Origin of the sequence: Methanobrevibacter sp. (assembly GCF_017406825.1) — an archaeon.
GTDB lineage: Archaea > Methanobacteriota > Methanobacteria > Methanobacteriales > Methanobacteriaceae > Methanocatella.
Map to the genome: position 1 here is coordinate 125192 of NZ_JAFQXT010000027.1, position 11620 is coordinate 136811.

The 11620-nt window shown below is 36.2% G+C and carries 10 protein-coding genes; 6 read left to right on the plus strand and 4 right to left on the minus strand.

Features of this window, described 5'->3' with window-relative positions:
• Positions 1-28 precede the first annotated feature (28 nt).
• Together IJF99_RS05100 and IJF99_RS05105 are read left to right on the plus strand one after the other, a co-directional pair.
• Positions 29-1453, plus strand: a complete 1425-nt coding sequence (locus tag IJF99_RS05100) for a Mur ligase family protein (protein ID WP_292792742.1) — start codon at positions 29-31, stop codon at positions 1451-1453.
• Positions 1454-1696: 243 nt separating this feature from the next.
• Entirely contained in the window at positions 1697-2686 is a 990-nt protein-coding gene (locus IJF99_RS05105) for an acyltransferase family protein (protein ID WP_292792744.1), read from the plus strand.
• A 12-nt stretch (positions 2687-2698) separates the two neighbouring features.
• Here IJF99_RS05105 and IJF99_RS05110 read toward each other — a convergent pair whose 3' ends face one another.
• Positions 2699-3658 carry a PLP-dependent cysteine synthase family protein gene (locus IJF99_RS05110; RefSeq protein ID WP_292792745.1) on the minus strand — a complete coding sequence of 320 codons (960 nt, stop codon included), beginning with the start codon at positions 3656-3658 and terminating at the stop codon, positions 2699-2701.
• A gap of 199 nt (positions 3659-3857) precedes the next feature.
• Between IJF99_RS05110 and IJF99_RS05115 the strand changes: the two genes are divergently transcribed.
• Positions 3858-4703 (plus strand): pyridoxamine kinase, encoded by an 846-nt coding sequence (locus tag IJF99_RS05115; protein ID WP_292792747.1) that lies wholly within the window; start codon positions 3858-3860, stop codon positions 4701-4703.
• A 17-nt stretch (positions 4704-4720) separates the two neighbouring features.
• On the opposite strand, the gene IJF99_RS05120 is transcribed toward IJF99_RS05115, so the two are convergent.
• On the minus strand, positions 4721-6109 hold the full coding sequence (locus tag IJF99_RS05120) for an MFS transporter (RefSeq protein WP_292792749.1): 1389 nt from the start codon (positions 6107-6109) through the stop codon (positions 4721-4723).
• A gap of 83 nt (positions 6110-6192) precedes the next feature.
• A complete protein-coding gene (locus IJF99_RS05125) occupies positions 6193-6720 on the minus strand; it encodes a YgjV family protein (RefSeq protein WP_292792751.1) in 528 nt (175 codons plus the stop codon).
• A 110-nt stretch (positions 6721-6830) separates the two neighbouring features.
• On the opposite strand from IJF99_RS05125, the gene surE reads away from it, so the two are divergent.
• Both surE and IJF99_RS05135 read left to right on the plus strand, forming a co-directional pair.
• Positions 6831-7643: a 5'/3'-nucleotidase SurE gene (gene surE, locus IJF99_RS05130; protein WP_292792753.1), complete on the plus strand. Its 813-nt coding sequence runs from the start codon at positions 6831-6833 to the stop codon at positions 7641-7643.
• A 49-nt stretch (positions 7644-7692) separates the two neighbouring features.
• Positions 7693-9114, plus strand: a complete 1422-nt coding sequence (locus IJF99_RS05135) for a peptide MFS transporter (RefSeq protein WP_292792755.1) — start codon at positions 7693-7695, stop codon at positions 9112-9114.
• Positions 9115-9209: 95 nt separating this feature from the next.
• On the opposite strand, the gene IJF99_RS05140 is transcribed toward IJF99_RS05135, so the two are convergent.
• Positions 9210-10193, minus strand: coding sequence for a hypothetical protein (locus tag IJF99_RS05140; protein ID WP_292792757.1), 984 nt, complete (start codon positions 10191-10193; stop codon positions 9210-9212).
• 531 nt (positions 10194-10724) lie between these two features.
• Here IJF99_RS05140 and IJF99_RS05145 point away from each other — a divergent pair.
• Positions 10725-11435, plus strand: a complete 711-nt coding sequence (locus IJF99_RS05145) for a hypothetical protein (RefSeq protein ID WP_292792759.1) — start codon at positions 10725-10727, stop codon at positions 11433-11435.
• Positions 11436-11620: the final 185 nt, after the last annotated feature.

Below are 11620 nucleotides of genomic sequence, written 5' to 3' on the forward strand. Positions count from 1 at the left end.
ATATACTAAATAAACATAATATATACTGATGGTTAATTTATTGAAATTTAATATAGCAAAATTATCAGGAAAAGTCGTAGCTTCATTAGCAAAAAGAGGTTCCGGAAGTGGCGGAACCTATGCAGGCCACATTTTTACCAAAATTGGAGGCTATGATTCAATTAAGGAGTTGGCTTCACAATTGAAGATCGGCTCTGTTCTTATAACAGGTACAAATGGTAAAACAACCACAACAACTCTCTTGATTAAACTGATGTCAAATGATATTCAAATCAGACAGACATATGAGAATAACATTCTTAATTCAATGGTCACTTCTCTTCTAACGCAAAAAGGCGATTTGGGCATATTCGAATATGGTATTCGGAACATGACTTACGGAATCCCTGACACCGTTGAAAAGCTCATCAAACCTATTGGGGTTGTATATACCACCATCTCCCAGGAGCATACTCAGGTTGCAGGTGTTAAAAATCCGTTCGAAGATTATTTCAAAGCTAAAAAACTATTATCCCAGGGAATGGAAAGGGGAACCGTAGTGACCAATGCAGATGATCCAAGAACCGCTTTGATAGGCCTTGAAAAGGAAAAGGATGTGAACGTTAATTATTACGGCATTTCAACAGATGGCATTGAGGATATCGGCGCAGAAACTGTAAGCTGTCCTAAATGCGGTGAAAAGTTAACCTACACCAAACATTATCTTAACCATAGGGGAATTTATTCCTGCAGTTGCGGATTCAAACGCCCTGAACCTAATGTAAAATTGATTAATGCACAATTCAATCCTGACGAATGGATTTTAAGCATTGAAGGGAATTTATTGAATTATACAACTTCCAAAAATGTTCATCTTGACCTTGAACTGCATGTTCCGCCTTTCGGTTTCCATAACATTTACAATACGTTGGCTTCAATAACAGCTTACGCCACATTCACACCAGAAGTTGAAAATATCGAATCCACTATCCATCAGGTCTTCGATAACCTTGACATGTCATTCATACCTCCTGGAAGGTTTGAAGTGGTTGACATCGGAGGCAAATTCGTCGGGCTCGGACAGGGAGATAACGGTGATGCACTTAAAATCAATGCAATGTTCATGAACCAGTTTGTCGACGCTCCTTTGGAATTTATCTATACTACTCCCGAAGAAAACGAGGAGGACATATTCAATGACCATTTCAAAGTCATTAGGAGCATGAATCCTGAACATGTCATTGTCGTTCCCGGAAGAAAATCCATCGATAAGGCAAAGGAATATTATGAAATCATTAAACAGGAATATGGTGATGCCGAGTTTTATCCTTTGAGTTATGAGGAGATGGATGTTAGGATATCTAAATTAATAGAGCTTGCCCGCAATTCCGAATATAAATATGTTATCATGAGTGGATGCGGTGAGGAGCAGGCCATGTGGGAGCGGATTAAAAGAGGTTTGATTGATAGATAATTTCAATATTTTTCTATTGAAATTACTATTTTTCATCATTTCATATATATTTCCATATTTTTACAGTAGGGTTTCAATAATGCCTATAAAATATTTTGATTTTGAAATATTTATTTTAATTAATATTCTATGAAACATTAATTTAATTAGGTCTGAAATTAATTTAAATGGATGTTAATCCAAGGCTATAAATATATTAATAATCGATTACAAATATTGATTCAAGAATGATTAGGTGAATCTATGGCAACGGTAAGAATTCATAAGTATGATAACATGAAGGGAATTGCAATATTCCTTATCGTATTGGGGCACATGCTTTTTGTCACAAAATATACAAGCGTCAAATGGCTTCATGACATTATTTATATAATTCACTTGCCGATTTTCTTTTTTGTTGCAGGATACTTTTCCAAAATAGGTCCTGATGAACCGATAAAAGCCTTCAAAAGATTAATAATTCCATTTATCATATTCAATATTATATATCATGTTTTTTGCATTGTTGCAGGAATACCGGATAAGGGTATATTGTTTTTCGATACAGCCTTTGCCCTATGGTTTTTATCAGCCCTGTTTATGATGAAAATCGCATTGCCTATATATGATAAGTTAAAATATCCAATCATCCTTGCATTTTTAATTGCATTGTTAATCGGATTTTTAGATTTCAGGTCCTATTTTGGATTTTCAAGATTTATCGTATTTACACCGGCTTTTTTAATCGGTTTCTACTATAAGGATATAAAAGCAAATATTCAAAAAAATTATCAGCAAATCTCAAATATCCTAAACAATAAGATTGTTCAGATTATTATCGCCTTAGTGGTCGTTATGGCCTGTGCCTTTTCAGCATTATACATGCCATTTAAAGTAATCTCCCTAACATCAGCATATAGGGATAATTTTGACATGATTTTAAGGGCAATTGTATTAATACTTGGAATTGCATTCACCTTGGTTTTAACCAGTTTTGTTTCAAATAATGAAAGTTTCATAACAAAAATAGGCCGAAACTCAATGGCGGTATATGTCCTTCATGTCTACTTTATAAAATTAATCCAGCAGAATTATGATCTGCTTGGCATCAGTACCGGTTTGGCCCATTTGATTTTTGCATTTGCAGTATCTGCTGCAATCGTACTCTTATTGTCCAGGGACATTTTCACAGTCTGCATTAATAAAATGTGCGATATTCTGTTTAATCTTTTAGCAAAAACTGAAAATCAGTAAAAAAAAGAAGATTCAAATTACTTCAAAATCAATAAGTCTGATTTTATTGGAAAGTAATTTAGGATCTTTGTCAATTTCTTCGGATAATTTGGTGGTTATGTATTTCTTATTGTCATCAGGAAAGACTGTGGCGATTTTCAAATCATCACTGTCCATTAAAACGCTGGCAAGGAAGTTTGCTCCACTTGAAATGCCAATTCCCAATCCGAACTCTTTTGCTATTATCTTGGACATGTTGATTGCATCCAAATCATCAATCAATACAATCTCATCAATCAATTCTTTTTCAACGATGCCAGGTATGAAGTCATCGCCAATGCCCTCAATCATATGGCTTCCCTCTTCCATTCCCATTTTAAGGATTGATAATGTTGACGGTTCAAGGGCAAATAATTTGGAATCGGGATTATTGTCTTTCAAACGTTTTCCAATTCCGATTAAAGTACCTCCAGTACCTATTCCTGAAACGAATGCATTAACGTCAGGAATAGCATCAATAATCTCCTGACCTGTAGTTTTATATTGGGCTTCAGGATTTAATTTATTGTCAAATTGGAGCGGTCTGTATGCTCCTGTTTCATTGGCGAATTCCTCTGCAAGTTCAAGGGCCTTTTTGAATCCTCCCTCTTCCCGGGATACCAGGTGAACGTGAGCGCCATACATTTCAATGAGTTTTCTTCTTTCTATAGATGCCCAGTCAGGCATGAAAATATGAACGTCATGGCCGCAAAGAGCACCGATTGCACTAAAAGCGATGCCTGTATTTCCGCTTGTCACCTCAACGATGGCCTGACCGTCCTTGAGATAGCCGTTTTCCTTTTCCTTTTTAATGATGTAATAGGCAATCCTGTCTTTGATACTTCCGGAATAATTGTAATATTCTAGTTTGGTGTATATGCTTCCTTGTTTTTCGCCATATTCATAGTTAATCTTTATCATTGGCGTATTGCCAATCAATTTATCAATATTCATAATTCTCATCCGTTAAATAATATTATAATGTTTTGTTTTTTAAGATTAAATATTTTTTGTACAATCCGCAAGGCTTATCCTGCCAGTTCATCACTTGAAATGTGCATCATCTCAATTCTTTAAACAATTCGAAAAATGATTATATATTTAAAGAATGAATTTAAATAGTATATTAAAAAACAATTTTTTGGTTGATTAGATGAATGAAACAACAAAAATACTAACAATACAAGACATATCATGTTACGGCCAATGTTCTATAACAGTAGCATTGCCCGTCATTTCAGCTTTTGGAATAGAAACTGCTGTTCTGCCTTCAGCGGTCCTTTCCACACACACTTCAGGTTTTACAGGTTATACTGTTAGGGATCTGACAGAAGACCTTCCGGCAATCAATAAACATTGGGAAAGTGAAGGAATCTATTTCGATGCGGTATATACAGGTTTTATCGCATCACCGGAACAGTTGGACTACATCAAAGATATAATCGATTCCAGATTAAAACCTGACGGATTGGTATTTGTCGACCCGGCAATGGCTGACCATGGAGAATTCTATAATGGTTTTGACCAGGATTTTGCAGACAAGATGGGTGAGCTGTGCAAACTAGGAGATTACATCCTCCCAAACACAACAGAAGCCTGCTACATATTGCATAAGCCATGGAAAGAAACATTCACGCTGGAAGAAATGCTGGACATGGCACAAGAACTTTCATCATTCACAAAAAGACATGTCATCCTTAAAGGATATGAAAATGAAAACAATGAAGTCGGAATGATTGTCTTTGATAAAACTGAATCATCTGCAGAAGTGGTTTATAACGATAAGATTGATTATGTGTCCCATGGAACAGGTGATGTTTTTGCATCAGCATTTGTGGGATCAACAATGGTTGGAAAATCACCTAGTTCAGCCGCTAAAATATCAGGAGAATTCACCAGAAAGGCGATTGAAAAAACCGTCGGTGATGAAAACCATAAGTATGGGGTTAAATTTGAGCAGGCAATTCCTGAACTTTATGACCTGCTAAGGGAAATTTAATCTCCTCTTCTTTTTTTTCATTGGTTTGATTTCATTGTTTCCATCTGTTCGTCGCGGCCTTTAAGTCTTAGAGTGAATAGGAATGCGACAAATGCCACAATGCCTGCTAAAACCAAACTGAGCTTATAACCCAGTATTCCTGAAAAGGATGCGATTATCCCACCAATCAGGGCTCCGCCAATCAGCTGACCTGCGCTTGACAGCATGTTAACAATGGCTTGTCCGGCACCCCTTTCATGTGGTTTGGCTTCACTTAAAACAATATATCTTAAGGGAGCTCCGATAATTGTTACCATCCCTACACCTATCACACAGCCGGCTATCAGGAAAAATATCAGATTGCCCGGATATATGGCTATAGCAATCAGACCAAAAGTCATTATGAGAGTTCCGATTGTCATGAGCTTTTTTGAACCGGTAGAATCCAAAACCCTTCCAAGAATCGGTGCGGCAACAGCATTTGCTCCCAGGATGGGAATTAACATTAGGCTTGCAAGCTGGTCATCAAAACCCATGGAAAGGATTACCAATGATGGGATAAATATCACTGATGAATAGATGAGTCCGTAGCATAATGTTTCAATGCAGGCAATTCTTATTTCCCTGTTTTTTAGCATATGTATTGGAACGATGGATTCTTCAGCTCTCCTTTCGATTCTGAAAAAAATTGGAATTAGAATAATGAATATGATTAAAAACGGCAGAACATCAGTCGATAGAATACTGCCGATGAAATTACTTGAATCTATTTGATTCAGACCATAGGATAAAGATATTGCAATCAGACTCAAAAAAACAATGCCCAGATAATCTATTTTAAGTTTCTCGCTGTATTCCAAATCCGGAAGGATGCGGTAGGCGATTATTATCAGCATTAAGCTGATGGGAATGTTGATTGTAAAACACCAATTCCAACCGAATGGGATTAGAGCGGCTCCCAATAAAGGACCTCCAATTGCAGAAATGCCAAATACGCTGCCAAGTATTCCCAATGCCCTTCCTCTTTCGTTGAGTGGAAATGTGTCGCCTATGAATGCTCCTGCAACAGGGAAAATTCCTCCGCAACCAAATCCCTGTATAACTCTTCCTAAAAATATTGATTCAATGTTAAAGGAAAAAGCAATCAGGCAGGATCCGACTGCAAACAGAATCACATCCAAAATGAAAATCTTTTTTCTTCCGTAAAAGTCTGAAAATTTGGCCATGACCGGAGAGCCAATCATGAAAAATATTACAAAGAGTGTAAATATCCAGCTGGCTTCACGGCTTGTCAGATTAAAGCTCTGTTCGATTGAGGGCAGGACAGGACCGATTATTCCAGTATCCAATGATCCCATGAATACGCCTATTAAAAATAGTATGAGTATCAGGTTTCGTGTTTTTGTATCTAAAGTATTTTGCTGCATGACATTCATTATTTCTGTTTATAATTTGAAAATCTTACAATTTAATTATAATTGATAAGCCATATAATACTTTGCATATGATGCTAGCAGGCAATTTCAGCATTTCGCACTTGAACCAATCTGAGATATGAGATGCATCCGATGAATACTGTTACGATTTGCACAAATGTCGATACGAAATCGAATACCAGATAGAAATATAGAATATAGAATGCTTCATTTACAATAAGGCTCAGTTTAATCCATCTGATGTCTTTATATGCATAATTGCATATTGTAATCTGTATTACTGCAATGATAGGAATCAGGCCAACCCATCCTAAGGTGTTTACGAGAAAACCTACAGTCACAGACAATATGAGGAAAAATGCAGCCCATTTCAATGTGAACCTGCCTTTAAAAACCATGAAAAGTCTTGCGGATGCAATTGCCATGACAACTGCACCAACCATGGAATTGAAGAAAAAGGAAGCAAACACCAATGTTAATGTGTTGAGAAACTGGAATTTGTAGGCCTGCTTATCATTATTGACGCATAAGCTTACAATTAAAAAAATTCCGGCCACCAAAGAGATTAAATTCCCAACAAGTATATTCATAGGCAAGTTCATATTACATTATATTTCATCATTTCCTATTATGTCTATCGATTTCAGGCGCAGGATAAATTTTAATTAAATGAAAAATATAATATTATTTAAAGATTAAGGTTTTGACATTTATGAATATTCTAATATCTAACGATGATGGTGTTTTTGCGCCGGGAATATTGGCCGCTAAGCAGGCTGTAGAGGATTTGGCTAATGTTTGCGTTGTGGCTCCGGATGAGAATAACAGCAGTGTCGGCCGTAGGATAACATTGTTCAAGCATCTGAAATTAAATTCCTGTAACCTGGAAGATGGAAGTTCCGCGTTTTCAGTTTCAGGAAGTCCTGCCGATGCGGTTATTGTTGGTGCAAAATATGTAATGGATGAAAAACCTGATTTGGTTATAACAGGCATAAATCAGGGCGTCAACATTAGCTGTGACATTACCTCATCAGGAACTGTCTGCGCCGCCTTTGAAGCGGTCAGCCTAGGCATTCCCGCAATTGCCGTTTCACTGTTCGTTGATCCGAAAACTTCTTATAAACAGGATGAGAACGGGGAATGGTATATTGATTACGATTTTACTTTGACAAAGAAGGTTCTGCATGATTTGGTTCTCAGGATAATCAATGAGGGATTTCCTGAAGGCGTTGATTTGTATAACCTGAATGTGCCTTCAAACTATGAATCCGAAGAAGTAGAAATCACCCATCTGTCACCTAAGATGCTTGATAAACAGGTGATTGACAACACTGATGAGGAGAAGGCGGAATTGTTCAGCTATCCATTGGATGGAAATAATGAAAGTGACGGTTTGGTCATGATTACATCTGATCTTGTTAAGCAGTATGAGAAAGGAAGCGACGGATATGCACTTTTCGTTGAAAAAAGGCCAAGCCTAACACCTCTTAATGTCAACATGACATCCAATCACTATTTTGAATAATTAAGTTTAATATTGATTAAGTTGTTAAATATAATATAGAGGTAGATTTATGAAACATCCTATGGGAATGTATATAGTTGCAACCACGGAAATGTGGGAAAGATTCAGTTTTTATGTTTTTGTATCAATATTGGTCCTGTTTATGATGCAGGTGCTGCACTTTTCATCAGGATTCAGCACTTTTCTTTATGGGATAATACTTGCATCCACTTATCTTTTCCAGCTGGTGGCGGGCTATCTCACAGACAGATACATAAGCAACCGAAAATCCATCATCATAGGCGGAATGCTGATGATTGTTTCACAGCTGATTTTCACATATGATGCCAGCCTGTACATTGCATTGGAAAGGGTGCCCATGCATTCCACATTGCTGTTTAATTATCCTGAAATGATTTTCCTGCTTGGTGTTTTATTCATGACCCTGGGTTCAGGTTTCTTTAAGGTTAGCGTAACATCATTCATCGGCTTATTCTATGAGGGTCAGGAAGAACTTCTGGATTCAGCATATACCATATTCTACATGTTCATCAATATCGGCGGATTTTTAGCACCATTCGTTTTGAATTTCGTTGTAGGGGCAAATAATCCAAGTTTATACCAATACGGATTCTTACTGGGTGCAATCATAATATTTGCGGGATTGGCCATGTTCATAGCCCTTAGGAGATACCTATGCTTGCCAAACGGCGAACCTGTAGGCACAATTCCTATTTCCAAAAATAAAAAATACCTTAAAGACAAGACTGTTGAAAATATTAACGAAACAAAATTGTCCAGAATTGAAATCGACCGTATTTTCGTGATTCTTTTAGTGCTGGTTGTAATAATCTTATACTACATGTCACTGGAACAGATCAACACTTCATTCATCATATTCAACTTGGGTTTTGTCAATAATATTATTCCGTTCACCAATTTTGCAGTATCTCCGGAGCTGTTTATAAGTATACCTCCACTGGTTGTCATAATACTCAGTCCGGTTACAATAAAGGTTTGGGATATGCTTTCAAAAAGAAACAGGGAACCGTCCACAATTTCCAAATTCGGGATTGGATTAATAATTTCAGCAATCGCATTTGTAATGCTTCTGATACCGTTATACTTCTATGATCCTGTCAACAAAATCAACATGGTCTGGCTGGTGCTCTTCTCAGTGTTTATAGTGATTGGTGAATTGCTGATTATGCCTATTTCCCTAAGTTTCATCTCAAAGTTGGCTCCTGTAAAATACACTTCATTAATGATGGGGGTCATGTTTTCAGCAACAGCGGCTTCTGAAATAATGGCAGGGCTGTTTGCAGCTGCAATTCCGACTACATTCACTGAAGTCAAAATGCTGTTTGGAATAATTCCTATTGCAGGCGTCATGTCATTCATGTGGATGTTTGTAATAATACTGGTCGCTGCTGGTGTTTTATGGTTATTATTCGGCGGCAAAATCAAAAAGTTAACCCATGGAATCGAGTAAGAAAATAATTGGGATTTAACTATCTCATTTCCTTATTTTTTATAATATCTAAAGAGTATTAATGCCTCACCTTAAAAAGGCAAGGCATGGTAACATTAATACTCACGTCTTCTGTGGTATAGTGAAATACCAATTACAGCTACTACCAAAACAACCAAGGCGGTAAAGACAATGCCTGTCTTATGATTGCTTAAAATGCCTGTAAGATTATTGCTTGTTGAATTATCCCCATCATTGCCTATGATAATATCGCTGTTGATTGTTTCATCACCATCATCTATGACTGTTCCATTTTCGCTCTGATTTTCTGCAGTACCATTGTCGATGGCTGTTTCATTTTCATTTGTTTGATTATTGTCAACGCTTGTTTCGTTTTCGGTATCGTTTTCAACTATCTTTTCATAGATTGCATTTATTGTAACGGTCATGTCCTGGCCTTGAAACTCGGAATATGCCATAGCGAAAATATCGCCGGGATTGTAGATTTCGCCGGTTTCAGCATCCTCATAATACAGAAATTCATAGCCCTCCTCTACATCAACGGGGTCCTTGAAAGTGAATCTGTAGTCTGCTTCATCGTTGTAGGTCATTGTATGTCCGTTATGTCCATGCTCATCATTCACGATGAATGTTAACCTTCCCAACAGCTCCCTGTCATAATGGGCGTAATATGCAACGGTGTAATCCTCGCCGGTGCAGTAAAATCGCTGTGTGCCTTCGACAATGCCATTTTCACCGCTCCAGTGAGTGAAAGTGTACTTGTATCCGTCTAATTTGAATGTCTTGTGATTTGCTATCATATTGTTGAATTTGGCCATGCCCATGCCCCAGGAACCTCCTTCGCTGATGGTATTTGTTTGAGATCCGTATTCTTCTCCGGTTACCTCATTGATGAATTTAACTGTTACAATACTTTGCTGACCTTCTTCCAATGACTCTTCACTGTAAACTTCAACTATTTCGCTTCCTATGTTTTCATCGATTTTAAGAGCATCATCAGCAGAATCAATATCTGCTGCAGATACAATTCCAACAACTAATAATAAGAAAAATAACATCAATATCAATTTTTTCAACATCTTAAATCACCTTTTTAAACATACATGCTCCGGGAATCATTTTCCCTCAAGCATAGCTTTTGGAAAAAATGCTCGCGAAGAATATAAGTTTAAACGCTATTCGCATAGCTTGTTACTAATTAGGCAATATTAAGTAGTTAAAGATTAAAATAAGCTTAATTATTAAGTTATAACTAAATTATTCAATGCAAATTTAATAATTAATTGATAGTATAACAAAAAAGTGAAAAGATGATTTCAGGTGTTTTTCTATTCAAGTTTGAATAATAATTCATTTTATAACAGTAAATGTAAAAAAATATGTTTAATATTTTGTTTTATACTGAATAATTTCAATAAATAGTAGGAAAAAAACATATATTCTATATATAATCAATGTAAAAAATAGTCACAAACATATTTTTAAAATATTTTATTGGCAATAGACAATAAGTCGAATTATTAGGTATATTTTTGACTTTATATGAGGTCAGGTATATTTGGTGTTGATTTATTCAATTGTTCGAAACTTTAAATTATGGAGGAATAGAATTGAATATAAAAAATAAGCTATTGGCAGCATTATTAATATCCGTATTCCTATTATCCGTCAGCTCTGTAGTTGCAGAAGATGTAGCAGATGTTGATGAATTGGCAATTGATAATGCTGATGAAACAATCGCTGTAAATGAAGACAGTGATGAACCTCTTGCAGCTGATGAGAATACTGAAACACTAACTGCCGAAGAAGATGAGGAACCATCAAGTAATGATGCTACTGATGTTGATATTAAAGTTGTTGTTCTTGACAAAAATCCTAAAGTGGGTGACAAAATTAGGGTTAAACTCATTTTAACCAACTTAGGAAGTAACGATGCCCAAAATGTGGAAGCGCAATTCTCATTCACAGACATTTATAAAAATCTGGATGCAAGTTTTAAACTGATCGATTCAGATCATAGTGTGGATGAAGTTGATGGGGGATATATTATTAAATTGGATTCCCTTGCTGGTTCAAGTACTGAAGAAATTATCCTGACATTTCTGGTTACTACAAGCGGAAGCAAAACTGTAGATGCATCCGTATTTGCAGATAACGCTATGGAAGTATATTATGCCAATGATACTTTCACAGTTAGCGAAGGTTCAAGCGGCAACAATGATCAATCCAGTGCATCTAAAACAATGCATGCAACAGGCAATCCTTTAGCTCTTCTGGCAATGGCTTTATTCTGCATTGTTCCATACTATCGCAGAAAATAAACTTCAAAATAGGGGATTAATCATCCCTCATATTCTTTTTTTCAAAAAAGAGGGCGACTCAAAATTAATTATTTATTAAAAATTTTTTTGCATTAATTTTTATTATTTTCAGGTATTTTGTTTGTTGTTTTGGTGTATGAGTTCGTTTTGTATTGTTTCATTGTATATTCGTTTTAAATTGTGTG